Origin of the sequence: Leptospira wolffii serovar Khorat str. Khorat-H2 (assembly GCF_000306115.2) — a bacterium.
Classification (GTDB): domain Bacteria; phylum Spirochaetota; class Leptospiria; order Leptospirales; family Leptospiraceae; genus Leptospira_B; species Leptospira_B wolffii.
In genome coordinates, this window is sequence record NZ_AKWX02000020.1 from 669,170 (window position 1) to 693,218 (window position 24,049).

Annotated in this window: 20 protein-coding genes and 1 tRNA gene; 11 read left to right on the forward strand and 10 right to left on the reverse strand. The window is 45.2% G+C overall.

Going from position 1 to position 24,049, the window contains the following annotated elements; translation table 11 throughout:
• The first annotated feature begins 2 nt into the window (after positions 1-2).
• From LEP1GSC061_RS16390 to LEP1GSC061_RS16405, 4 genes are all read left to right on the forward strand, one after another.
• Positions 3-362: a VOC family protein gene (locus LEP1GSC061_RS16390; RefSeq protein ID WP_016546098.1), complete on the forward strand. Its 360-nt coding sequence runs from the start codon at positions 3-5 to the stop codon at positions 360-362.
• A 121-nt stretch (positions 363-483) separates the two neighbouring features.
• Positions 484-1,059 (forward strand): hypothetical protein, encoded by a 576-nt coding sequence (locus LEP1GSC061_RS16395; protein ID WP_040509025.1) that lies wholly within the window; start codon positions 484-486, stop codon positions 1,057-1,059.
• 66 nt (positions 1,060-1,125) lie between these two features.
• On the forward strand, positions 1,126-2,325 hold the full coding sequence (locus LEP1GSC061_RS16400) for an NADP-dependent isocitrate dehydrogenase (RefSeq protein WP_016546815.1): 1,200 nt from the start codon (positions 1,126-1,128) through the stop codon (positions 2,323-2,325).
• A gap of 11 nt (positions 2,326-2,336) precedes the next feature.
• Positions 2,337-2,960, forward strand: coding sequence for a hypothetical protein (locus LEP1GSC061_RS16405; protein WP_016545981.1), 624 nt, complete (start codon positions 2,337-2,339; stop codon positions 2,958-2,960).
• Between the two features lie 9 nt (positions 2,961-2,969).
• Here the strand turns inward: LEP1GSC061_RS16405 and LEP1GSC061_RS16410 are convergent, their stop codons facing one another.
• Positions 2,970-3,794 (reverse strand): response regulator, encoded by an 825-nt coding sequence (locus tag LEP1GSC061_RS16410; protein WP_016546386.1) that lies wholly within the window; start codon positions 3,792-3,794, stop codon positions 2,970-2,972.
• 127 nt (positions 3,795-3,921) lie between these two features.
• Entirely contained in the window at positions 3,922-5,124 is a 1,203-nt protein-coding gene (mazG, locus tag LEP1GSC061_RS16415) for a nucleoside triphosphate pyrophosphohydrolase (protein ID WP_016546217.1), read from the reverse strand.
• A gap of 171 nt (positions 5,125-5,295) precedes the next feature.
• Between mazG and LEP1GSC061_RS16420 the strand changes: the two genes are divergently transcribed.
• Positions 5,296-5,814 carry a DUF6580 family putative transport protein gene (locus LEP1GSC061_RS16420; RefSeq protein WP_040509319.1) on the forward strand — a complete coding sequence of 173 codons (519 nt, stop codon included), beginning with the start codon at positions 5,296-5,298 and terminating at the stop codon, positions 5,812-5,814.
• Between the two features lie 47 nt (positions 5,815-5,861).
• Here LEP1GSC061_RS16420 and LEP1GSC061_RS16425 read toward each other — a convergent pair whose 3' ends face one another.
• Positions 5,862-7,124 (reverse strand): LA_2444/LA_4059 family outer membrane protein, encoded by a 1,263-nt coding sequence (locus tag LEP1GSC061_RS16425; RefSeq protein ID WP_232218496.1) that lies wholly within the window; start codon positions 7,122-7,124, stop codon positions 5,862-5,864.
• 183 nt (positions 7,125-7,307) lie between these two features.
• Here LEP1GSC061_RS16425 and LEP1GSC061_RS16430 point away from each other — a divergent pair, with 183 nt between their 5' ends.
• The gene (locus tag LEP1GSC061_RS16430; protein ID WP_016546827.1) at positions 7,308-8,231 is read left to right on the forward strand and encodes a cation diffusion facilitator family transporter; all 924 of its coding nucleotides are present in this window, start codon (positions 7,308-7,310) and stop codon (positions 8,229-8,231) included.
• Between the two features lie 41 nt (positions 8,232-8,272).
• Positions 8,273-8,824 carry an LOG family protein gene (locus LEP1GSC061_RS16435; protein WP_016546041.1) on the forward strand — a complete coding sequence of 184 codons (552 nt, stop codon included), beginning with the start codon at positions 8,273-8,275 and terminating at the stop codon, positions 8,822-8,824.
• 1 nt (position 8,825) lies between these two features.
• On the opposite strand, the gene LEP1GSC061_RS16440 is transcribed toward LEP1GSC061_RS16435, so the two are convergent.
• The 5 genes from LEP1GSC061_RS16440 to LEP1GSC061_RS16460 form a co-directional block, all read right to left on the reverse strand.
• On the reverse strand, positions 8,826-9,926 hold the full coding sequence (locus tag LEP1GSC061_RS16440; protein WP_016546515.1) for an ankyrin repeat domain-containing protein: 1,101 nt from the start codon (positions 9,924-9,926) through the stop codon (positions 8,826-8,828).
• On the reverse strand, positions 9,896-10,903 hold the full coding sequence (locus LEP1GSC061_RS16445; RefSeq protein WP_016546606.1) for an AEC family transporter: 1,008 nt from the start codon (positions 10,901-10,903) through the stop codon (positions 9,896-9,898). Before LEP1GSC061_RS16445 ends, LEP1GSC061_RS16440 begins: the two co-directional genes overlap by 31 nt.
• 34 nt (positions 10,904-10,937) lie before the next feature.
• A complete protein-coding gene (locus LEP1GSC061_RS16450) occupies positions 10,938-12,125 on the reverse strand; it encodes a M23 family metallopeptidase (protein WP_016546091.1) in 1,188 nt (395 codons plus the stop codon).
• Positions 12,126-12,164: 39 nt separating this feature from the next.
• Positions 12,165-12,236: transfer RNA gene (locus LEP1GSC061_RS16455), tRNA-Thr, on the reverse strand.
• A 25-nt stretch (positions 12,237-12,261) separates the two neighbouring features.
• Positions 12,262-12,903: a DUF2889 domain-containing protein gene (locus LEP1GSC061_RS16460; protein WP_016546202.1), complete on the reverse strand. Its 642-nt coding sequence runs from the start codon at positions 12,901-12,903 to the stop codon at positions 12,262-12,264.
• 117 nt (positions 12,904-13,020) lie between these two features.
• Here LEP1GSC061_RS16460 and LEP1GSC061_RS16465 point away from each other — a divergent pair, with 117 nt between their 5' ends.
• Positions 13,021-13,818, forward strand: coding sequence for an SDR family NAD(P)-dependent oxidoreductase (locus LEP1GSC061_RS16465; protein ID WP_016546101.1), 798 nt, complete (start codon positions 13,021-13,023; stop codon positions 13,816-13,818).
• Positions 13,819-13,820: 2 nt separating this feature from the next.
• On the opposite strand, the gene LEP1GSC061_RS16470 is transcribed toward LEP1GSC061_RS16465, so the two are convergent.
• Complete coding sequence (locus LEP1GSC061_RS16470) at positions 13,821-15,134, reverse strand: formylglycine-generating enzyme family protein (RefSeq protein ID WP_016546140.1); 1,314 nt, start codon at positions 15,132-15,134, stop codon at positions 13,821-13,823.
• Between the two features lie 59 nt (positions 15,135-15,193).
• Entirely contained in the window at positions 15,194-17,773 is a 2,580-nt protein-coding gene (locus tag LEP1GSC061_RS16475; protein WP_040509326.1) for a response regulator, read from the reverse strand.
• Between the two features lie 235 nt (positions 17,774-18,008).
• Between LEP1GSC061_RS16475 and LEP1GSC061_RS16485 the strand changes: the two genes are divergently transcribed.
• The 3 genes from LEP1GSC061_RS16485 (at position 18,009) to pheT (ending at position 24,049) form a co-directional block, all read left to right on the forward strand.
• Entirely contained in the window at positions 18,009-18,716 is a 708-nt protein-coding gene (locus LEP1GSC061_RS16485) for a 7-carboxy-7-deazaguanine synthase QueE (protein ID WP_040509032.1), read from the forward strand.
• A gap of 2 nt (positions 18,717-18,718) precedes the next feature.
• Positions 18,719-21,556: an SNF2-related protein gene (locus tag LEP1GSC061_RS16490; protein ID WP_016546396.1), complete on the forward strand. Its 2,838-nt coding sequence runs from the start codon at positions 18,719-18,721 to the stop codon at positions 21,554-21,556.
• 93 nt (positions 21,557-21,649) lie between these two features.
• Entirely contained in the window at positions 21,650-24,049 is a 2,400-nt protein-coding gene (gene pheT, locus LEP1GSC061_RS16495; protein ID WP_040509328.1) for a phenylalanine--tRNA ligase subunit beta, read from the forward strand.

Below are 24,049 nucleotides of genomic sequence, written 5' to 3' on the forward strand. Positions count from 1 at the left end.
TCATGTTTTTAGAGGTGAATCATATCGGAATTACTTCCCGCGATCCGGAGGTAAGTGCGAATTTCTATAAAGATATATTCGAGCTTTCCGGATCGGAAGAAGGGGAACGTGCGTTAAAAATTTTGGGAATCGGAAACTCTAACATCGCTATCTATGGAGAGAAGAAGGATTCTAAGATATCGTCCTTTTCCTCCGGTTGCGATTTCGCGTTCCGAGTGGACACTGACCGTTTCTATTCCGTGGAGAAGAAACTTTTGGAACAAAAAATGGAATACGAAGCGAGAAAAGAGGGAAAGATTCTCTACTTAATATTCGAAGATCCGGACGGCTATTTGATCGAATTGATTTGCGAGGACCGTTAACGAAACGAAAAGCGATCTTTCAAGGGTCCCTTAACGGATCGTCTTTCTATATCTGTCCGTTTTCAATCCAAAGATAGAGATTGCCAAAAAAAGGAACGGAAAAAATGTACACTTTACTCACATGGAAACGGAATTACTGGGCTTGTTCTGGACCGAAAAGATCAAGCTCAGCCAATATACGATACAAACCGTAAAGGATCTGAGTGATGCCCAATTGGATCATACCGATGCATTGGGAGAAACAGTCAGAAGATACCTCAATTCCATCGTAGCCTCCGATTTTCTTTTCCGTTTATCCCTGCCGGTTTCCGTAGGAATCAGCGCGATTTTACCCATTCCACGCCAAACCGAAGCCGATGTAGAAAAGGATCTGGTAAAGGTCCGGGATTTGTTCGGTTCTCCCCCTCTTCCCAGCCATTTAAAGGACGTAGTGGTCAGCTCCGCAGAGGGTATTTACTTCGAAGGTTGCAATCCTAGTATTCTTCCCACTCTACAAAGGTGGAAAAAGATCCTACTCCGTTTGGAAAAATCGATCCATGGTTTGAGCCAGAAGGACTCCTTGAAATACAGGTATTTTTCCGTCCTGGGAATCGTTTCCCTTCCCGTTGCCATCAATTATTTCTCCACCCAAAACCTATACTATCTCAGAAACGGAATCCTGAAAATTAAGGAGAATCCTTCTTTCCCGAAGTCCTAAGTTCCCGGAGAATGGAAAAACCTAAGGTTTAACCTGCAATTCATCCGAAACTCTAAGGAGCATCCAATGGCTAAGATTAAGGTGAAAACTCCCCTCGTCGAACTCGACGGGGACGAGATGACACGCATTATTTGGAAAGAAATCAAGGATCGTTTCATCCATCCTTATCTCGATATCGAATTAGATTATTATGATCTAGGCGTCGAGTATCGGGACAAAACCGACGACAAAGTGACCGTCGATTCCGCAAACGCGATTTTAAAATACGGAGTAGGGGTCAAGTGCGCTACCATAACTCCGAACCAAGACCGCGTGGTGGAATACAAACTCAAAAAAGAGTGGAAGTCTCCGAACGGAACCATTCGTTCCATCCTGGACGGAACCGTTTTCCGTAAGCCCATCATCGTAAATAATATTCCCTCCGGAGTTAGATCCTGGGAAAAACCGATCGTAGTTGGACGTCACGCTTTCGGCGACTTATACAAAGACACCGAATTATACATTCCGGAAGCCGGAAAAGTAGAGATCGTATTTACTACAAAAGACGGAAAAGAAAAAGAAAGAGTCACTATCAACGATTTCGACGGACCCGGAGTAGTCATGGGTCAGTTCAATGTGGACAAATCCATCTACAGCTTTGCGGAAGCTTGCTTCAATTACGCGATTTCCGAAAAAATCAATGTATGGTTTGCGACTAAAGATACCATTTCTAAAAAATACCACGCTCGCTTCCGTGCGATCTTCGAAGAAGTTTCCACAAAAAGAGCCGCAGAATTGAAAGCCGCCGGTATCGAATATTGGTATTATTTGATCGACGACGCGGTCGCTCAGATCGTTAAGAATCCGGGCGGAATGCTTTGGGCATTAATGAACTACGACGGAGATGTGATGTCGGATATGGTCGCATCCGGTTTCGGATCTTTAGGTCTTATGACTTCCGTTCTGGTTTCGCCGGATGGAAAATTCGAATACGAAGCGGCTCATGGAACCGTGACTCGTCACTATCGTAAATACCAAAAAGGGGAAACCACTTCCACCAACTCGGTAGCTTCTATCTTCGCATGGACGGGAGCATTGGCCAAGAGGGGAGAATTGGACGGAACTCCCGATGTGGTTGCGTTCGCTCAAAAATTAGAGAAGGCCGTAATCGATACGATCCAAGCCGGAGAGATGACCAAGGATTTGGTCTTACTAACCACAACCAAAGGCCCGAAAGAATTGGATACCTTCCAATTCATGGAGGCGATCCAAAAGCGTTTAGGCTGATTTTTTCGTTTATGAAGCCTAATCGAAAAATAGGGAGGAGCCGGATCTGGCTCCTTCTTTTTTTATTCTCCTTCGGATCGATATTCGGTCAGAAGGTGCCTTTACCTAAGGAGCCTAGTCTTCCCCAGGAACCTGGCCTGGACGCAAGGGGAGACGCCCAAACAGGCAATTCTTCAAGCAAGCCGGAAGGCGTAAAAATCAAAGCCTATTTTTGCGACGGTAGAACGATCCAGGGTGTTTGGAGATCCGCTCCCAAGGAATTCTCCTTCAAGCACAAAAGAGACAATATTCAATATTCTAAAACTTTAAAGTTTGAGGATGTATCCAAGATACTGATCAAGACTTGGAAATTACAGCAGGGCAAACCGAATCCCCAAGGCACTCCGTTCAAGGCAGAACCCTGGGAAGTGCATTATAAGACCAAAACCAACGAGACCTTCGAAAGATTCGGAGATATCCGAAAGGATTTTTCGGAAATCAAGATAGAGAACGAGTTGGGAGAAGCAAATCTATACTTTTATTGGATGGACCTTCAATACGAGGATAAAACCTGGTATTCCAAATTACCTAAGATGGAAGGCGATATCAGAAAGGAATGCCATCCGGACGTATTGGTCGGTATAGAATTTCTCTGATAAAGACGGTTAGAATTCCGTAAGGAACGAAACGATTTCTTCGATCTTATATGGCTTAGAAAAGATACGAACTCCTTCCGGGAACGGATCGGACAAAGAGGATTCGTCTGCGGCGGTGGTGATCCCTAATTTCATCCCGAAAAATTCGGTCTTACTTTGGATGATTCTGCAGAGTTCATCACCGTTCATATTAGGCATGTATAGATCCGAAAAGATTGCGGAGACCTTATGCGGATTCTCTTCCAGAATCCGTAAGGCGTGCTCTGCGGAGACTGCGGTTTGTATTTCCGCACCTTGCAATTCCAATAATCTACGGAATAATACTAGATTGAGTTCCGAGTCGTCTACGATGAGAATCTTTCGATTCGTTAAGGGTCGGTTCTTTTGCCTAAATTCCATTTTGTAACTATTCTCCTGTAGAAGATCCTGGAGAATAGCGGCAATAGACGCCTTGAAAAAGGCCAGGTCGACGGACTTCTCGATAAATCCGTCCGCGCCCGAATCATGGGCGTGAATCCTATTTCTCTCGGTAAAATCTGAAGTAACGAACAGGATTCTGGCGGAAGAAGACGCGTATTTCCTGGAGTCTTTTTCGAATCCTCTGATTCTTCTGCATAAATCGAATCCCGTCCCGCCTTCCAGATGGATCCCTAAGGTGATCAGATCGAATTCTTCTTTCATAGCCAATCGACCGGCTTCTTCCACGTTGGCCAATTCCTTTACTTCGAATTGAGAAGAGGGGAACTCGGAGGCGATGATATTACGGGTAACTTTACCGCTATCTACGATCAGTATCTTTAATCTTTTTGAATGAGAAGAAGGAGCGGTATCCATGATTGACGCCTTAATAATACGCTCCCGGTTAGCTTCCATATTATTGAGAGACGGAGAGAAAGAGAAAAGCTCCCCTTTAAATCGATATCAAAAATAAGGAATTTTGCAACCAACCTGTGTCTTAATTCTATCCCTTGGACTTCAAAATTCCTTTTTGATAGATATCAATAGATGTAAGAATTGCGTCGTAAATGGAGTCGGCTTTGCCGTATTCCGATCCGTCCAAATCGGTCCAAGTTCCTCGATTCGATTCGGTTAGGTTCAAATAGAATATGGGCTGTCCTTTTCTTCCCCAAGGGTCGGAATCGGGGATCAGAGTCATGGATCCGAATACGGAAAATACGAGTTTATATTCTTTGGATTTATGTGAGAAGAGGAAAGACTTCGGCCAATCCGATTCTGAAATTTCTTTCCATATGAAGTAAGAGGATAATCCTCTTATCAGGTCCGAGACCGCATATTGTTTTTCTTGGATCGAATCCGCCGATCCCTTTCCTAAGGAAGTTTTAGCGCGGTTCCATAATATTTCCAATTCTGAGAGAGGTGTCTCCGAGAATTCCTTTTCGGATTTAGAAAGTTCGGATTCGATATATTCTATTCTTCTTTTGAATTTCGTATTCGTTCTAGTGAGGGCCGATTCCGAGGAGATTCCTAATTTTCTAGCCAGATTCACGATCGTAAAGAGAAGGTCTCCCAATTCTTCTTCGATCCGAACCTGATTTGCCGAAGGATCCTCGACCGCACGAACTTCTTCTAAGAATTCGTTCAACTCTTCGATGAGCTTTTCTTCGACCCCTTTTACGTTCTCCCAATCGAAGCCCGATTTAGCGGCTTTCTTTTGGTATTTCTCCGCTTTTAGAAGGGAAGGAAACGTTTCCGGTACTCCTGCTAAGATGGATTTCTTAGAGTCCGTTTTTTTATTTCTTAGTTGTTTTTCTTTTTCTTTGAATGAATCCCAGTTGGCGACCACCTCGTCGGCGGAACCTATCTTTCCGGTTTCCGGATCGAATACATGAGGGTGACGTAGGACTAATTTTTCGGCAACGTCCTTGGCGACATCTTCCAAATCGAACGCTCTTCTTTCCGAAGCTATCTGGGCGTGCAGTACTACCTGAAAAAGGAGATCTCCTAATTCTTCCTTGCTATGCTCGTCGTCCCCTTTCAAAAGAGCCTCTACGGTCTCTTGGGATTCCTCGATCAGATAAGGTATGAGAGTGAGATGGGTCTGTTCCTTATCCCAAGGACAGCCTTCCGGACTTCTAAGTTTAGCGGTTATGTCTTGGAGATAGGAAAGATAACCGGGATAATCGTTCGGATTCGGTGCCTTCATTTAGTACTAGGCTTGTTCCGTCTGTGGGAATTCCCACTCTTTTTCCCGTAAATGAAGATTGACGATAGGATTTCCGGGTCGAATCTATCCGAAAATCCGGATTTCAATTCGTTCTCTTGCGATTCTTTGAGATCCGTGTTAAAATCCGGTTTAAAGGATCCAAGAACTATCATGGCTCTATCAAGAAATTTAGTAGCATTCGTATTACTCTCGGTTGCCGTTATCAGCCGCTTCCTTCCCCATTTACCGAACTTTACTCCGGTATTAGCGATCTCCTTATTCGCAGGAGTATATTTCTCCAATCGTTGGCTCGCTTTAGGATTGCCTATGGGTATCATGTTCTTAAGCGACTTATGGATCGGTCTACATGACTTAATGCCTGTCGTTTACGGATTGTTCCTGCTCTTTGCAGTTGTGGGAATGTATCTGAAGGAGAGATTGAATCCGATCTCTCTCGGACTCGCAGGTTTCTTGGGTTCGGTAACCTTCTTTATCGTTACGAATTTCTTCGTGTGGCTGACTTCCGGAATGTACACCTTGGATGGAAACGGTTTTGTCGCTTGTTATGTTGCAGCTCTGCCTTTCTTTAAATACGCTCTATTGGGCGACGCGGTTTATATTCCCGCATTATTCGGAACCTTCTATCTTTTGGAAAGATCGGGATTCGTTACTTCCCCTCAAGCAGCTTAATCTTTTTCCTCCGCTCTCGGAATCACGGGAGCGGATTTTCCTTCTTACTACAGAATCAAAGAAACGCTTAGATAAAATCCGTAGAATTTATCATGTACTTCTTTTTGGAGGGCGGAGCCGGTCGCGAATTGATCTAACGGCTTAGAGAATTGGTTTAGAAATAAAACGTCTCCCGGTGCTCCCGGAAATACGGTCGGATTATAATTGTACCCGGATACTTTCGAAATCAATTCCGTGAATTGGAATCCCAAAGTGTACTTTAACCAGCGTGTACGTAATAAGGAGATACCTGTATCGATTTCGTATCCCGTTCTGCTGATTACGTTTTCCTTTAAGCCACCAAGTGGAGAAGTGTTTAAGATATACGGTCCGTTGATTCCGTTTAAAACACCTTCCGTCGTTCGATCGTAATGCCCTAGGGTTCGGAAATAGTCCGCTCTAAAATGACCGACTAAATTGGCGCTGAAATTCTTAAAGATGCGAAGACCGATTTGCGGACCCAATCCACCGGCTTTTTCCGAAGAACGACCGTATCCGTAATTCCCGGGAATATTTCCGTATTCTTTGGAGCTGATATCCAGATTCCGGGCTCCTACCGCTAGTCCGATTCTTCCCGTTGCGGTTGCCATGTACCAGGCGAAATTAAGAGAATAGTCCTGCCTTCTGTATTCCTGAGAATGATACTGCACCGGAGCCAAAGCGGATAGATTGGGAACCACGTCCGCACTCGTATAAGAAGGGCGCATCTTCAAATCCAAATAATTCAATTCTATACCGAAGGACTTGGATTGATTCAAATATGTGACTCGAACCGGAAATGCGGTCTTCGTGTTTCCTTGAGGATTGGAATATAAGGTAAGATTATCGTTTAATAGATTCGGATTCAGTCCCGAACCGCTAGCAGAAGCGGCGGCATTTTGATAGGTTCCGTTATAATTTAGGAAGGCATTGTAAGAATTCAATCCTACGTTTTTGCTTCTTGCCAAAGCCTCCGATTCCCAAGTGGAATGTAGCGCTCCGAATTGGAATTCGAAAGTGGGCTTGTCGTAAGGCTTCTGCAATTCCCGATCGTGCATTTCGTTTCGGGTATCTACCGCCAATTTTCTTTTTTCCGCGGCTTGCAGTGCTAGCCTTCTTCTTTCCGCCTGGTTTTGGGATTTCCCTGCCTGGTATTCCAGTTCGTCCGCTTCCTTTTCTAGAAGATCCGGATCCGGAAGTTTTGCGTTCGACTGTGCCGTTAGGGAAGAGGCGAAAAGTAGAATCGCTAAAATTAAGACTAAGAAAGTGGGGGACCCTGGAATCGTTTTCAAAATCAACCTCGCTTGAATCGATCGGAGAATATTCGCATGACGATAAAGATGAGAATGCGAATCGCATTCCCGATTTATCGTAATCGAAAAGACTAAGTATCTTGGACGCAAGACTCCAATTCTTTTTTATACGAAAAAAGAAAAAAGGGAGGAAGTCTCCGAGGAAAAAACGACTCTTGGGGTATGATTTCCGGCTTCTCCCATTCGAAGGTACTTGCGGGAGGAGTTTCCGTATTTGTGGCCTTCTTCTTGGCCGGCTTGAAATTATCTTTCGGATTTTCTTTGGGCTCCGTGGCTCTTCTCGCCTCCGGACTCGATTCCGCTCTGGATTTCTTAAGTTCTTCCGTAAACCTATATGTTTTATATATTTCGAGTCGCCCTGCGGATTCGAATCATCGTTATGGCCACGGGAAAGCGGAGGCTTTAGGAGGGCTCTTTCAGTCAGTTGCTATTTTAGGTTCCGTTCTCTGGCTGTTATATAAGACAATCGTTTCTACTGCGAATCGAGAGTCTTTCCTGCCCGAAGCTACCAGTATGATCATCATGTCCGTTTCTTTGATCGTTACGGGCGCTCTCGTTTTATTCCAAAGAACAGTGATTCGCAAGACTCACTCCTTACTGATAGAGGCGGACAGTCTCCATTATCTTTCGGACCTTTTGGGAAATCTTATGATTCTGGTTTCTTTCGGTTTGGCGTATTTTACCGGATGGACTTGGTTGGATCCTCTTGCAGGAGTCTTCGTGTGCGCTTACCTGGCGATCGGATGTATCCGTATTTTTAAAGGTAGTCTGGATGTGCTGATGGACCGGGATTTTTCGGACGATTACAGAGACGTTCTTCTGCAAATCTTGGAAAAAAGATCCGCCGAAATTATAGGTTATCATAATCTAAGAGCGAGGTCCGCCGGAGAAAGAAAATTTTTGGAAGTCCATTTGGAACTTCCTAAGAGTTATACTTTGGAACAGACTCATTTCATTCTCGAAGAAGTCATGGATGAATTAAAACAGGAATTTCCTTATACGGAAGTTCTGATCCATCCCGATCCGGTGGATAACGAAGGGGATCGAAATATTCTTCTGGATAAAGAAAGCCCGCAATTCTATTAATCGGGTTGCCAGCCCAAAATGAGACCCCATTCTGACGCAGAATGAAACCAGCTATTTGCGTCTTCTGCGGTTCCCGTCCGGGAAAAGACCCGCGTTATTTGCAGGCGGCCGAATACCTCGGTCATCTTTTAGCCTCGGAAGGAATCGGGTTGGTTTACGGTGGAGCCACTTCCGGACTGATGGGTGCCATAGCGGATTCCGTCTTGGAAAAGAGCGGCACGGTGATAGGAGTGCTACCGGAGTTTCTCTCTCATAAGGAGATCGCTCACAAAAAGATTACCGAGTTGATCTTAGTTCCCACAATGCACGAAAGAAAGCTTCTCATGTATGAAAAATCTTTCGCATTTATCGCCTTGCCGGGAGGCATAGGAACTCTGGAAGAATTGGTGGAGGTGACTTCTTGGAACCAATTGGGAGTTCTTTCCAAACCTATAGGTTTATTGAATGTGAACGGTTTCTTCGATTCTCATCTGGCCCAAATGGACCATATGGTGGACCAAGGATTCTTGGACTCCCAGACCAGAGATTGGATCGACGTCAGCGGCGATCCTGACGAACTTCTGGAACGTATCCTAAAAAGAACTAGACTCTAACCTAAGATTTACCTTCCTGGGAGTCCAGAAAGGGCTTGAAGATCTGATGTATCGTAGGGCTTTCCGATACTTCCGCTAAGGCTAAAGGAGAATTTCCTTCCTTGTCCGTGGAATAAGGAGAAGCTCCATTCTTCACAAGTAGTTCTACTAGTTCCGCCTTTCCCGATTTAACGGCCAGTAAAAGAGGAGTGCGTCCGAGCATATCTCTTACTTCCGCATCGTAACCGTTGCTTAGAATTTTTTCCACTATATCCAAATTTCCTTCCGAAGAGGCACGGAAGAGCAATGTGATCGTAGCCTTGTCTATGATTTTTAGGGTATGGTGGAACTTCATTCGGTCGGCTTCTTCTTTTGCGGTTTTTCCGCTTAGATTCTTTGCCAAGGGATCCGCACCCAGATTGATGAGCCTTTCCAAACATTCCACGCTATCGTAAAGAGCGGACAGAAGTAGGGGAGTATTACCATCCTGGTCCCGATCTTCCAACAAGGATCTCACTTCTTTGTTTTCCGAGAATAGATCCAAGATCTCGTAATCGTTATGCAGAGCGGTTAAGTGAAGAATGCTTCTGCCTTCCGAATTTTTTTTCTTAGGATCCGCTCCTTTTGCGACCAAATATTCCGCGATTTCGTAATGTCCTAGGTCGACCGCGAGAAGAAGGGGAGAATATCCTTCTCCGTTTCGGGACTCTATATCCGGAACATGACTGGGAAGATCGAATAGGATTTCGACCACTTCCAATTTTCCGGAGCTGACTCCGCGGGTTAAAGGAGTATTGCCGTCCATATCCCGGAGTTCGGGGTCAGAGCCGTAATCTAAAAGAATTTTTGCGAGTTCTTCGTTCTCCGATTCTAACGCGAGAAGAAGAGCAGTCTCTCCTCGGGAACTGGTTTCATTGGGATCGGATCCGTATTCTAAGAGAAGTGTGGTAGCTTCTCGGTTGCCTTCTTTGATCGCCCAGTAGAGCAATCCGCAACCGTATGAATCTCTTAGCTCGGGAAATTCTTCCGCAAATCCGTCTCTGGTTGCGGCCTCGGCTAAAAGAGCGCGAAGAGTTCCGTTGTTTCCCGTTTTTACTGCCCGAAAAAGATCGTTCCAGTCCAAGCCCAATTCTCCAGGAGGCAATACAATCCCATAGTCGTCAGAAAAGAAAGCGGTATTCCTATTCCGAGTAAGGAAATCGCCAACCTAGGGGAAAGTCCCCATTCTGCCGCAAGTAGACTACCCGTAATCATCGGCGCCATTCCGGCTTCCATGATGAGTATCTTAAAATCTCTCAGAAGATTTCCGGACTCTGAGTGTATCGTTTGTCCGAAATGCCGGAAGAAAATTCCATAACCTAGCCAAACCAAAATCGGCCCTAAGAGTAACTTGAACGCAAGAGCGAACCAAAGTGGAGCCCGAAAATCTTCTTTGGAATTTTCGGCATTTGCCTTGTCGGAATTGACGTTAATGGTACCGGGAAGTTGGTATCCGACGGAAAAAAGGGCAAGAGGAATTAGTGTATCCCCGATTCGAGATATGGCATTCTCCACTTCTAAAGGAACCGGAATCGGACGGCTCGCGATAGAAAAGAGCAGTGCTAGAAATGGAGGAAAACTAAAAAGCGCCCGCCATAGAGAGATGCGTTTTTCTCCCCTTAGATGCATGATACGAGTTCCTAGATAGGTTCCGGGAATGGCGAGTACCAGAAATGTGCCGAGTTGATCTATGATGAGCACGCTGGAGAGTCCCTCTTTCGAGTAGTAGGATTCTATTAGAGGAATTCCCAAAAAGGAGGTATTACCCAGACCCGCACAGAGACAAAGGCATACGATCGTAGAAGTCTCCCAACGGAAAATTCTACCCAAACCGAAAAAGAATAATAGCCCTACTCCGAAAAGCAGCCATGGCATGGACGCTAAGACCAGAAATTGTCCTTCTAAAGATGCATGACGCAATGGAGAAAATTCCATGCAGGGAAGGGAAACGTAGATGATGAAGGTATTGATGACCTTATGAGAATCGGCGGGAAATTTTCCCTTCCATCGGAATAATATTCCGAGAAGGAAACAGATACCGATCACGACGAAATTAGACATGGATCGATCCTTTTTGATCGGAGAGAGAAGCAGGTCAAGGAAGGATTTGAAAATCCCGTTCTCCGATTTCCTTTTCTTCTAATTGGAATCGGATCTTGTATTTTCCGCTTTTGGATTGGGGAGGAATTCTCCAAACGATGGATGTGATTCCCGCGGGGATTTTGTCCTTCAAGGTTAGGATCGGTTTTCCTCCTGCCGGTCCTATAAAGTCGGCTTGGAAAACATACGGCCCGGATTTATAAATAGGTAAAGTCAAGTAGAAGGGCCGCTTAGTTCTGATCTTAGGGACGCATACGGAAGTTCGATCTTCCTTGGGTTCGTTGCTTCCTATACAGATTCCGTTCACATTCGTGATCGGAAATCCGGGAAATCTTTCCTGTTCAGGAGACCAGTAAGCATTCTCTTCGGTTAAAAATTCGCTTTCTCCCGCCTCGGTCAGAAACGGCGTCGCAAAGGAAGTCTTTCTCCGATTCTCTTCGGGACGATAGACTTCGAAATGCAAATGCGGTCCCGAACTATATCCGGTATTTCCGGAGAAACCGATTCTTTGTCCTGCGATTACCTTATCTCCTCGTTTTACGAGAACTCCTTGGGGCTTTAGATGTCCGTAAATGGCGACGGTTCCATCCGGATGTTCTATGACGATTCGATTCGCTTTATCGATGAGACTGGGATCTTTTTCTCCCAGAGTGTATTTGTCCTCTGTCTCCACAACCGTTCCGTTTCTAGCGGCAAGTAAGGGAGTTCCTTCCGCCAAAGTGAAATCTAAGGAATACGCGGCGTCTCCTCTGTGATCGTTACCGCTATTATATCCTGTGGAGATCCAGGATTTTCCTTCGTACGGTAATGTATAAGTATAGGTAGAATCGTGTTCGGCCTTCAGTTTTCCGAAATAGGAAACGGTTAGAATTCGGATCGATCCGGAAGGGTCGGCACCTTCTTTCCTTCGGAGGACCAAAAGTTTTCGGATCTCCGGGCCTTCTAAGACGACAGAAAATGGAGTAGGAGGAATCGTTTCCGCTTCCGAGCCTTCCACACTCGTATGAACGGTCATATGAGTTCCTTCCGGCAAGGATTTGGCCTGGATAAAAACCGCATTCTCGTTTTCCGTCGTCTCGATCCATGTGCATACGTTTTTAGGATCACAGCTTGAAGGCGCTTGCGAGCGGATGGGCAGGCTAACGCAGAAAAGGATCGGAATTAGAAGAATGCGAACTAGCATGGGAATTCGATTTAGAATTAGACGAAAAGAGAAGAAGGAAGCCCGCTGCCGGAATTGAACCGGCGACCTTTTCATTACGAGGGAAATGCTCTACCCCTGAGCTAAGCGGGCGTGTGAGGATCGGATTTTCGGGATTTTAGGACTCCGTTTTGTCTGTCCGAGCGCTTCGAAATTCTTTTACCATCAGTGTAGTAATACTGTCAAGAGGTTTCACTTGTTGTTTGATTTCCTGGGTCTCGTGTCGGTCGGAAAAGCTATAGCAGGAATTTCTGACTCCTTTGTCTTTCATCCACCAATGGCGTCCGATTTCCCGGCGGGATTTTGCGTCCATATTTCCCTGATACATTCTGTATTCGTCCCACTCGGGCGGAAAATTTCTCTCTTTCAAAAAGAAGGCATAGGCGGAGGAGAAACTTTGGGCGGCATTTTGTAGAAGCTCGTTGATATGAAGACAACCTATAGTCTTGTCTTCGGGAAACTTTCGCATTATCTTATTATAAGAGATATCTTCTCCGATCAGATACGAATACGATTTGATTGCATGAGGACAAGTTTCGTAAGGAACCCGATCTTCTTCCACGTCTATGTCGATGATTTTCATCGTAGCAAGATTTACGAGCATGTATAGAGTCATGTCGTGGTAGGGATCCCTTTGACTGACTTCTATCAAGCAGGTGGGAGGGCTCTCTTCCGGAAACCAATAATACCGACTCTCGTATCTGCGCTGGAAACCGCAGTCCTTGTAACGGATCTTTTGTTTGAGTTGGGATAGCGCCATAGGATCTCCTCTTTCCTTTTTTTATCCGGGAGGATTCGCCGAAAGGATTTTACGGTGTTTTCGTTTGCTTTTTTGGAATTCTCTCTTATTCTTCTTCCTACTTTTTCGGGCCCGTACATGAATTCATTTTTCCAAGATAAGGTCTTTTTAGTCACCGGTGCCAGTTCGGGGATAGGCAGGGCGCTTTCTTCCGAATTGGAAAAAAAAGGAGCTATTGTCGGAGTGATCGCAAGAAGAAAGGAAGCTCTCAAGGAGTTAAAATCGAAAGCGATTCGTCCGGAAAATATTCTCGTATTTCCTACGGATATCAGTTCGGAATCCGAACTAAAAAAGAGCGTGGAGGAATTTCGCAAAAAGGTGAAACGACTCGACGGAGTCATTCATAGCGCCGGGGTTTCGATGAGAGCACTTGCGGGAGAGGCGGAGTTGAAAGTATTTCGTGCGCTTATGGATACGAATTATTTTCCTCTGGTCCTTCTTTATAAATTATTGGAAGCGGATCTTTGCCAATGCGACGGACATTTCGTGGCGATTTCCTCCGTCCAGGGAAAGTTTGCGACTCAGTTCCGTTCCGGATATGCGGCAAGTAAACATGCGATCCAAGCTTTTATGGACAGCGTAAGATTGGAGAATGCCAAGACAGGCCTGCATATTATGACGGTCTCTCCCGGATTCGTGAAAACCGAGATCTCGGTCAAAGCGTTGTCGGGAGATGGGACACCTCATGGAATTATGGACGAGGGACAACGAAACGGGATTCTTCCCGAAAAAGTCGCCAAGATGATTCTAAAAGGAATGGAAAATCGGAAAAGAGAATTGGTCCCTTCTCGTTTAAAGGAGAAGTTCGCTTTGTTTCTGAACAGATTTTTTCCGAGGACTTTGGATAAGATTTTACTAAAGACTCGAGTGACCTGAGATCAATTTTTGGCTTCTATAATAAGCCTGAAACCGGCCTTACGATCGTTTTGCAAATTCGGAATTCCTCCGAAGTCCCTGGCGTAAGCCTTGGCTTCTTCTCGACTCAAGGAATAGGAGCCGCCTCGGATGACTTTCAGGTGTTTTCCGTATCTACCGGTAAGGGGTCTATGTCCCGGATAAGGAACGTAAGGAGAGCTCGTCCACTCCGCCACATTACCACACATTCCGATCGCACCGTAAGGACTTTGGCCCTTGCTCGGAAGATCGTAAATGGAAAGCGTTCCTTTTCTACCGCTTTCCCGAGTATTGCATAGCTCCGGGTCGAACTCGTTTCCGAAAGGATAATCGATCGGCTGGGAGACGAACTCGTAGCTTTCGTTTTTCAGCAGTCTCCACACGAGTCCCGTTCCTCGGGCCGCTTTTTCCCATTGCCATTCCGAAGGCAGTTTTTTACCGGCCCAGTTTGCATAAGACTCGGCTTCTCTATACGTCAGGTTCGTGACAGGATGGTATTCCTTGCCCTTGGGAAAAATCCCGTTTTCCCAGTGAGGCGGGGCAGGTGTGCCGGTTTCCTTTAAGAATTTATTATATTCTTTATTGGTGACTTCGTATTTATCTATATAGAAGGAGGGTAATTCCTCTAAGTTGCTTCTTTCCGGATTTCCGAAATAGGGATTATAACTGTCTTCGGAGGAATCGTTTCCCTGTCCGTAAAGGAAATATCCCATGTGTTCATAGAGTATTTTTCCGCCGGAATCGTATCCGGAGTGGACTAACACCATTTCTTTTCCGTCTTTTGCATGAAGAATGGTTTTCGGTAGTCGGTTCCGAACATTGTCGGTGGCGTCGAAACTAGTAGGCTCTCTATAGAAAGTTTCCTGTCCGTACGCTCCGATTAAAAGACCGGCGCTAATCAATCGCTCCGGATTGCCTTCCGCAAGGGAGAATTTGCCTCTAAGTTCTATCGAGATCGGTCTAGTCTTACGACCTACGGTTCCGAATTCTATTTCGATATTCTCTATTTCGAAGAATCCTATTTCTTCTAACTTAGGTTTTCTTAATAAAGGGAGGGAGGCCTTTTCGCTCAGGATAGCTCGGATTTCTTCTTCGCTGCGTTCCGCAAAGTAGGAATTACGATCTATACGTATCTTAGCTTTGCCTTTATTTCTATAAACGGAAAGAATCTGCCCCGTCCAGAGAACGGTCTTTCTGGTATCCGAGGATTCGGTTTCTTTTTCCTGGCTTTCTCTCGCCCCGGAGGAGAATAATACGAATAATAAAACCAAGATGGTCGCGATTTTTCCCCGGAACATGAAAAATAGGAACTCCTTGTTTAAAGATCGGCAATCTTACCGAAGAAGTCCGGGATTTTTTAGGCCTTAGAGCCGGGAAATAAGGTCTGGCCCGCCTTTCGCATCACATGGACCAGTTCTTCGAATACGATCGGTTTGGATATATAATCGTTCATTCCCGCCCTTAAACACAAATCCCTGTCGCCCTGCATGGCCGCGGCGGTCATCGCAATGATATAAGGTTGCTCTTCTATGGGCCAAGTGCTTCGGACCAATTGTGTGGCCTGCAATCCGTCCATCTCCGGCATATGTACATCCATGAAGATTAGATCGATCTTCTGCTCTCTGAGTCGAGTCAGCACCTCTTTGCCGTTAGGAACGATCGTGGGTTCATATCCTAATTTCTGGATGATTCTCTTGGCGAGAGTCTGATTGATTTCGTTATCTTCCGCGATAAGAATATGAAAAGGAAATTGCCCGCTAAGCTGATTCTTTTGGCTTGCCAGATAAGAATTGAACGTATTCGCTTTAGTCTTACTCGCTTCTTGGGCAAGAATCTCGGTTACGATTCTCTCTATTTCCTTTTTCTTTACTGGTTTACTGATCTCTCCTGCAAAAAGACCGGATGAGGTTTCCTTTTCTTCCGGATCCAAAAAAGAGGAGGAGAGAAGCACGATAGGAAAATGAAAATGTCCCTTGCGGATCGCCTTGGCGATCTCGATTCCCGAACTATCCGGAATATTATAATCCAGAATCCCCATATCCGGAATCATTCCCAAATCCAAAAGACTCATGGCATCCGCCTTGGATTTTGCGGAGAGAGTGATGAGCCCCAACGTCTGTAATTGATGGGAAAGAATTCTGAGATTGGTCGGATTATCGTCTACGATTAGGATCTTTTTGTTTTCCAAAGCGGGATTGATTTCCGGTTCGTTCGAGATCGCTTTCTGAGAACCTTCCACTTTGATGAGGAAGGAGAATGTCGTACCTTTTCTTGGTTCGCTTTCCATCCAAATTCTTCCCCCCATCATTTGGATCAATCGGGAAGAGATGGAAAGGCCTAGGCCCGTTCCGCCGTATTTTCTAGTCGAGGAATTGTCCGCCTGGTAAAACGGCTGGAATAGTTCGCTTTGTTTTTCCTTAGGAATTCCTATGCCGGTGTCTCTTATGGAAAAGAGTATGGTGTAATTGGAGTCGTCTTTTTCCCAAACTTCCGCAGAAAGAAAGATCTCTCCTTCTTCGGTGAATTTGATGGAATTTCCGATCAGATTGATCAATATCTGCTTTAATCTCAGATTGTCGCAGAAAATCGTCTCGGGAACGTTGGGGTCCAGATAATGGACCAGGTCGATCTTTTTCTGTGCGGCCTTGGAGCGAAACATATCCAAAGTCTCTTCGATGATTTCCAGCACGGAAAATTCTTTTATCTCCAAGCTCAATGTTCCGGATTCGATTTTAGAATAGTCCAAAATATCGTTGATGATGCTTAGAAGTCCTTCTCCGCTTTTCTGTATGATTTCCGCGTATTCCTTTTGTTCACCGGAAAGATTGGAGTCTATCAGAAGTTCCGTCATTCCGATAACTCCGTTCATTGGCGTACGGATCTCATGGCTCATCATAGCAAGAAAGTCCGACTTGGCGCGGTTGGCTCTCTCGGCTTCTTCCTTTGCTTTTTTCAGATCTTGCTCGTAGTTTTTGCGAACGGAAATATCCGTAAAAAGACCGCAAATAGCATAAATCTGTCCTTCCAAATCTTGGAGGGGAACTAATACGCATAGGTAAGTCCTTTCCTCTCCTCCGGAGGAGAGATCCAATTCGAAGTCGTAAGTACCTTCCTTGAAAAGGGATCTCGCGAGCATGCTCGATAGAAAGGAGCCTTTTTCCTCTCCGAAGACCGAGGCTAGATACATATTGGACTTTGAGGCGATATCGGAGAGGAACTTGATCGCAAAGACGCGATTGTGTAATAATACTTTACCGTCTATGTCCAACATTGCAAATGCGGAAGGCAGATTGTCCAAAATGGAGAAAAGCCGGGATTCGCTTTCGACCAATTTATCCGTGATTCTTTTCTTTTCCTCTATGTCCTTTTTCAATCTCTGAGTTGCGAAACCTACGATGATAAAGCACAGGACGACTAGAGCAAATAGAGAATAAGCGGTCCGAATCCCCTTTGCTGAGTTGGAAGAATTACGTTGCTTCAACAGTCGCAACTCTTCTTCTTCCATTTTGCCAAGTATCTCGGACAACTCGTCCATTTTATTCTTAGTATGAAAAGAGCGGGGATTCTTTTTAGCTTCCTGGACCAGAGAAATCAGTAATATTCCTCTTAAGGATTGTATTTGGTTGTCCTGAACCAATCCGGATAGACGTATGACCTCTCTTTCCAGGGTTTGCCAAGTGCTATCGGGCGCTTGGGTTTGTTTAAAATTATCGGTAGCTTCGATTTCACGAGTTAGATTCTTGCAATCGTCTATGCTTGCTATCACTTCGAAAGTATGTTCTACCCAGGTTCCGGATTGATTGAGAACGATAATCCAATAACCGCTTATGATACTAGCGATGACTAAGAGCAATGTAAGGGAAGAGAATCCCAATAACAATCTCCATTGCAGGAAACGAGTTTGATTTCTTAGTTTATCTAAAAAGGAAAGCTTCATGAGGTTGGATATTTCTTTCGAGTTGCGATAAATCGAAGATAGGGAATTCAGGAAATTCCCACCGAAATATTTACCTGGTTCCAAGAAGGGACACAACCTTTTTTCGGTAATTTCGAACCCGTCTCTTGACTTCGTCGGCGATAAAATGATTTTGGTAATCTAAGAATTCGTTTTTTCTGGAATCTTCCACGACCTTTCGGTAAAAATCTTGTACCAAGGAGACCTTCTTCCTATTATGAAAACCGTAGTTCACGAGATTTATCTTTCCGTTTCAGGGGAAGGGATTTCCACCGGGCTTCCCACGGTTTTTGTTCGGTTCGCGGGATGTTCCTTAAGATGCGGAATGGATGGAACTCGAAAGCTTTGGTGCGATACCCCCTATGCCTTATCCCATAAGGCGGGAACGGAAATGAGTTTGGAAGAGGTTTTGGCCCAGGTAGAAAGGCTCTCCTTAGCTCCTACTCAGGTATTGCTTACCGGTGGAGAGCCTTTGGAAAAATCTAATAGAGATTTTTCTCAAGCCTTGGCTACCGAACTATTCGAAAGAAGAAAGAAAATCGGGAAATTTACTAGAGTGAGAGTGGAGACGAACGGAGCCGAACCCATCCGAGGTTTGGAGCATATGATTTTTACTTTGGATTATAAGCTTCCCGGTTCCGGTATGGAATCCAAAATGATTTCGGAAAATTTGAACGATCTACGAGAGAAGGGCGATGATTTGGACGAGGTAAAGTTCGTGATTCGGGACAAAAATGATTTCGATCGTACCTTGGAAGTAGTGGATGCATTCTCTTTGAGCGGCGCGAATCTTCTAGTGTCTCCCGTATTCGGCGAGCTTTCTCCGGAAACCCTTGTGGATTGGATGAAGGAATCTTCCAGAATGGACCTTCGTCTCTCTCTTCAGACCCACAAATATGTGTGGGGAGAAAAACGCGGAGTTTGAGTTTGGAATCAACGCTACAGCTTAGTCTAGATTTCGATTCGAATCGATCCTCCGGATATCGGGGAGATTCCTGCTATCTTCGCAACGAACCCGAATTAGGAATCGGAAGAATAGAAAGTTCCGAAGGCGAGAAACTTACCGTATTATTTCCCAAATCCGGAACCAAACGTACCGTCTCCGAAAATTCCAATCAGCTCAAAGTCATAGGGCCTTATCCTACCGCATTCTCCCACCCTTCGGGAGATCCGGAACTCTTGGATCTAAGTCTCCAGGCTTTCGAGCTGAAGTTGACCCACGCTTACGACAAACTTTCTGCCTTATCCAATTCTAGAACGAGGCTTCTGCCTCACCAGATCGAGTCTACCTTTGTGGTAGTCAATTCCCTGCGACCTAGATTCATCCTGGCCGACGAGGTGGGACTCGGAAAGACCATCGAAGCCGCACTCGTTATGAAGGAGCTGATTTTCAGAAGAGGATACAAGAAGGTGTTGGTAGTCGCGCCTTCTCCCTTGCTTGTCCAATGGCAGCAGGAATTGAAGAATAAGTTCAACGAAGACTTCGAAATCGTAAAGAGAAGAAACTTCATCGCTTCCGGAGAAAAGAACTGGAAGAATTATAAACACGTCATCACCTCCGTGGATTTTATCAAGAATCCGAAATATGCGGAGGAAATTCTCAAGACGAAATGGGATATCGTAGTATTTGACGAGGCGCATAGATTGCGTAGGGATTATCATAAGGTGACCCGCGCCTATCTTTTCGCGGAAAAAATCGCGAAGAAGTGCGAATGTCTTCTTTTGCTTACCGCGACTCCGTTTCGCGGAAAATTGGAAGAGCTCTATTATCTGGTGCATTTAGTCGACCCAAATCTTCTCGGACCGTATCATACTTTCGTAAACGATTACGTTCTTGCCAATAAAAGCGATTTAAAGGAGAAGATCTCGAAGGTGCTCCTTCGTAGAAGGAAGGTCGAGGTCGGAGGATTTACAAAGAGATTCGCAAAAACCGTTAAGATAGAATTGTCTCCCGTAGAGAGGCAATTTTACGACGAAACCACGGAGTATGTTCGGAGAGAATACAATCTTGCGATGCGGACCCAAAACCGTGCCATCGGTTTCGTGATGATCGTATTCCAGAAGCTTTTGGATTCTTCCGTGTTTGCGTTACTCTCCGCTCTTTCCAAACGCAAGTTCATGTTGGAGAATAGGTTGCACCGTCTACAGTCCGTTGTGGGCAAGCTGGACGAATGGGATCTGGATGAAACGGAAGGAGTGGAGGACTTTCTATCCGATCTGGACGAATCCGCTCCCTCCGACTTGGCCAACCTGCGAAGGGAACTACTTTCCTTGAATCGGCTTATTCTTCTCGGAAAGAAAATCAAGGAAGATAGAAAGAGCCAAAAACTTAAGGACACGATTGCCAAGCTCAAGAAGGAAGGACATCCTAAATTCATTATCTTCACCCAATTCAGGAGTACTCAGGATTTTCTGGCATCCACTCTAAAGGATTATAAAGTCACTCTGTTCCACGGCTCCTTAAGTGCGGACGCTAAAGAGGATGCGATCGCAGAATTCCGAAATTCTTCCGAGATTCTTATTTGCACGGAAGCGGGGGGAGAAGGAAGAAACCTTCAATTCGCAAACGTTCTTTTCAATTACGATCTTCCTTGGAGCCCTTTGAAAATAGAGCAAAGAATCGGAAGGATCCATCGTTTCGGTCAGAAGGACAACGTATTCATTTTCAATTTCGCGTCCAAGGAGACGGTCGCGGAGAGAATCTTGGAAGTATTGACGAACAAGATCCGACTCTTCGAAGAATCAATAGGAAATTCGGACGAATTACTGGGAGCCATCGAGGACGAACTGGATTTCCATTCCAGCTTCATGCGTTTCGTTACTGGGAACAAGAAACTCAAGGAAGTGGAGGAGGAGATCGATCAGAGGATAAAGATCGCCAAAAAAGGATTTGAGAAACTGGGTTCTTTGGTCACCCCTAAGTTATTGGATTTTAATTTAGAAGATTATTATAAAACCACTCTGCAAGAGAGATCGTATACCAATCTGCATTTGGAAGAATTCTTCGTACGCTACACTCGAAAATGTAGGGACAGATTGGATTTCCGAATCAAATCCTTAAAACCCCAGGTCTACGAATTGGACGGAGGCAGATACAAGGGTAGGAAAGCCACCTTCGACTCGGAGAGGGCATTGGCCGACGATAGCATGGAATTTCTGGCGTTCGGACATCCCCTGATCGAAGAAGCAGTGCATTCTTTTTTAAAGGATCGTTCCGGATGGAGGATGGGCTTCTATGAATCCTCGGGCCATTCTATTTATTTCGTATTCTTGGTGGAGTTCAAATTCTCCTTGGATCGAAAGGAAATCTTCGTAGTGGAAGTGAATCGTAGAAGCGGTAACGCAAAAGTCCTGGATATGATTCCGGAAGGAGTCAGGGAAAATCTATCCTATTCTTCCGAGGAACAGATGCCAGACAATACCGAGAAATTTTTCGTGCTCGCCTGCGAAGCTTTAGAGTCCGTGGTAGAGGGTCGTAAAAAGGAACTTTACGAACAGACCAAGGATCTTTTTCAGAAGGAAGAATACAAGATTCGAAACAGCAATCAGAATACTCTTCGCCAATTGGAGGAGAAACTGATGCGACAAGAGGCGGCCTATAAATGGGAAGGCAAGCCTGAGAAAAAATCCGCCATGAATAGAACCAGAAACGAAATCCAGAAAGTCAAAGAAGACTTCGAGGTGGAGTTGAGAAAGGTGAAACTCGGAAAAGAGATCCACCATCGCTTCGAGTTGTTCCAGGCCTATTTTCCCGGAACCGCTTGAGATCCCAGTCCGTTTCCTGCTGGACACCCTCCCCCTTTCCAAGCTTTTGTTAAACTACTTCCGCCGAAACCTTCGGCGTTGGGAGAAGTTCTCGTGAAATTATCCTTGGATTGGATGAACGATTTCGTTCCTCTAAAAGATCTGCCGTTAGAGACCATCTTGCAAAAAATCGCCGCTTCGATATGCGAAGTAGACGGGGTGGAGGATTATTTTTCCCATCTGGATCATGTGGTCATCGTTCGTATCGAATCCTTGGAAAAGCACCCTCAGGCGGATAAGCTTCAGGTTGCTCAGGTGACCGACGGTAAAAATAAGATTCAGATCGTTTCCGGAGCGCCGAATTTGAAAGCGGGAGATCTGGTTCCGTTGGCTCTTCCCGGAGCGGAACTGGGAGGCAAGAAAATTCTAGAGTCCGAACTGCGAGGAGTAAAAAGCTCCGGAATGTTATGTTCCGAAAAAGAATTGGGTCTCTCGGAAGAAGACGCGGGAGTGATGGTTCTCACGAATGCGGAACCCGGTTTGATCCTTCGGGACTTTTTAGGTTTCCGGGATAGAATATTCGATATTGATAATAAATCCATCACTCATAGACCGGACCTTTGGAGCCATTTCGGTTTTGCACGAGAACTTGCCGCGCAGTTGGAATTACCGATCAAATTCCATCCGTTAGAGCAGGATTGGCAATTCGATAAGAATCTACCTTCTCCTAAGGTAAAAGAAACCGAGTACGCGCATTCTTATTATTCCGTTTCCATCGAAGGCATTTCTGCTCTTCCTTCCAACATTCTTATAAGCTCTCGTTTGAAAAAATGCGGGGTCCGAGTCATCAATAATATCGTGGACGTTTCCAATTACCTTCTTTTGGAAGCGGGACAACCGACTCACTTTTTCGACGCGGACCTGTTGAAATCCCAAGGCGGGGTAGATTTGGAAGTGGATTACGCTAAGAAGGGAGAATCTTTTCCGCTTTTGGACGAGACCAAACCGGAACTAGGTCCCGAAATATTAGTAATTCGTAATTCAGGAATTGGGGTAGCCATTGCAGGAGTCATGGGCGGATCCGAGACAGCAGTCGGCGACAAGACAAAATCCGTGATTTTGGAGTCCGCAGTTTTTGCTAGAGAATCCGTCCGAAAATCCATCCGTAAAACAGGAATCCGCTCCGAGTCTTCCGTTCGGTACGAAAAGGGTTTGGAGGCTACGACTACGATTCCTGTAATCAAAAGGGCCTTACAACTTCTGAAAGAGAACGGTTGTCCGAACGTATCCGCCAGTCTTCCCGCGGGATACATCCATACTGCTGACAAAAAGGTCTCGATCGAAGTCAGCTTGGATTTCTTGAACAAGAAACTCGGAACCGAAATCGATAAGGCCTTATCCGAAAAAATCCTGAAACAACTCTCTTTTACGACCGAATGGAAAGGGGATACGGTTTCGGTAACTGTACCTAAATACAGACATAACTACGATATCACCATTCCGGAAGATATAGTCGAGGAAATAGGAAGAACGATCGGATACGCTTCCATTCCGGTTCGACCTCTTACCTCGGATGTCAGACCTCCTGCACGAAATTTCTCACGGGAACTGGAACGTCTTCTGAAGAGATCCTTTTCCGCGATTCTGGGTTATAATGAGGTATTCAATTATTCTTACGCTTCTTTCCAGGATGTTTCCTTTCAGTCCGATTCCAAAGAAGCGGTCAAGATTCTAAACACGATGCCCGACGAGCAGGCCTATCTTAGGACTTCGCTTTATCCGTCCCTACTGAAGAATGTAAGATTGAATTCCGATCGATTCGAAAAGTTTCGTATTTTCGAGTTCGGAAGAACGTATAAGAAGGCGGCAGAACCCGATAACGAAGCGAAATGGTTCGCTTGGGCGGTTTCCACAGGTCGTAAGGCTGGAGAAAAGGATATCGGACTCTTGGAATCCGATTTTCTCGAGGTTCGTGGCGGAATAGAGCAGGTTCTTCGTCATTGGAATCTTAGAGAATTCGAATGGAAGATCTCTGAGGTTCCGTATTTCCATCCTAAGGCTTCCCTTTCCCTTATCGTAGACGGTAAAAAAATCGGGGAACTGGGATACGCTCATCCCGCTGTCCTGGATTCCTACGACGTCAAAAAGAGAACTATATTAGGAAAATTTGAATTTTCCGCTCTATTGGAAGTTTGGTCGGAGGAAAGAAACCGGAACTATTTCAAGGCCCCTTCTCATTTCCCTCAGACTGAAATCGATTTATCCATCGTTATGGATCATACCGAATCTTCTTCCGTATTTGCGGAATTAGCTGAAAAGGAAAAATTCCCGGAATTGGAAGACATTCGAGTGACCGTAGTCTTTACCGGTGGAAATCTCCCGGAAAATAAAAAATCAGTATCTTATCGGTTCCGTCTGCTCGGTAAGGATAAGAATTTAACCCAGGATAGAATCAAGGAGATCACGGATCGTTTGATTCAGATCGCAAATTCCTCAGGTTACCCTCTTAGATAG

What these genes read in the sequence shown, in the direction of transcription:
- LEP1GSC061_RS16450 (WP_016546091.1), bottom strand. Translation starts at nt 12,125, where the DNA reads ATGCTAGTTCGCATTCTTCTAATTCCGATCCTTTTCTGCGTTAGCCTG.
- LEP1GSC061_RS16410 (WP_016546386.1), bottom strand. Translation starts at nt 3,794, where the DNA reads ATGGATACCGCTCCTTCTTCTCATTCAAAAAGATTAAAGATACTGATC.
- LEP1GSC061_RS16395 (WP_040509025.1), top strand. Translation starts at nt 484, where the DNA reads ATGGAAACGGAATTACTGGGCTTGTTCTGGACCGAAAAGATCAAGCTC.
- LEP1GSC061_RS16420 (WP_040509319.1), top strand. Translation starts at nt 5,296, where the DNA reads ATGGCTCTATCAAGAAATTTAGTAGCATTCGTATTACTCTCGGTTGCC.
- LEP1GSC061_RS16485 (WP_040509032.1), top strand. Translation starts at nt 18,009, where the DNA reads ATGAAAACCGTAGTTCACGAGATTTATCTTTCCGTTTCAGGGGAAGGG.
- LEP1GSC061_RS16465 (WP_016546101.1), top strand. Translation starts at nt 13,021, where the DNA reads ATGAATTCATTTTTCCAAGATAAGGTCTTTTTAGTCACCGGTGCCAGT.
- LEP1GSC061_RS16405 (WP_016545981.1), top strand. Translation starts at nt 2,337, where the DNA reads ATGAAGCCTAATCGAAAAATAGGGAGGAGCCGGATCTGGCTCCTTCTT.
- LEP1GSC061_RS16475 (WP_040509326.1), bottom strand. Translation starts at nt 17,773, where the DNA reads ATGAAGCTTTCCTTTTTAGATAAACTAAGAAATCAAACTCGTTTCCTG.
- LEP1GSC061_RS16390 (WP_016546098.1), top strand. Translation starts at nt 3, where the DNA reads ATGTTTTTAGAGGTGAATCATATCGGAATTACTTCCCGCGATCCGGAG.
- LEP1GSC061_RS16435 (WP_016546041.1), top strand. Translation starts at nt 8,273, where the DNA reads ATGAAACCAGCTATTTGCGTCTTCTGCGGTTCCCGTCCGGGAAAAGAC.
- LEP1GSC061_RS16400 (WP_016546815.1), top strand. Translation starts at nt 1,126, where the DNA reads ATGGCTAAGATTAAGGTGAAAACTCCCCTCGTCGAACTCGACGGGGAC.
- LEP1GSC061_RS16460 (WP_016546202.1), bottom strand. Translation starts at nt 12,903, where the DNA reads ATGGCGCTATCCCAACTCAAACAAAAGATCCGTTACAAGGACTGCGGT.
- mazG (WP_016546217.1), bottom strand. Translation starts at nt 5,124, where the DNA reads ATGAAGGCACCGAATCCGAACGATTATCCCGGTTATCTTTCCTATCTC.
- LEP1GSC061_RS16445 (WP_016546606.1), bottom strand. Translation starts at nt 10,903, where the DNA reads ATGTCTAATTTCGTCGTGATCGGTATCTGTTTCCTTCTCGGAATATTA.
- LEP1GSC061_RS16430 (WP_016546827.1), top strand. Translation starts at nt 7,308, where the DNA reads ATGATTTCCGGCTTCTCCCATTCGAAGGTACTTGCGGGAGGAGTTTCC.
- LEP1GSC061_RS16470 (WP_016546140.1), bottom strand. Translation starts at nt 15,134, where the DNA reads ATGTTCCGGGGAAAAATCGCGACCATCTTGGTTTTATTATTCGTATTA.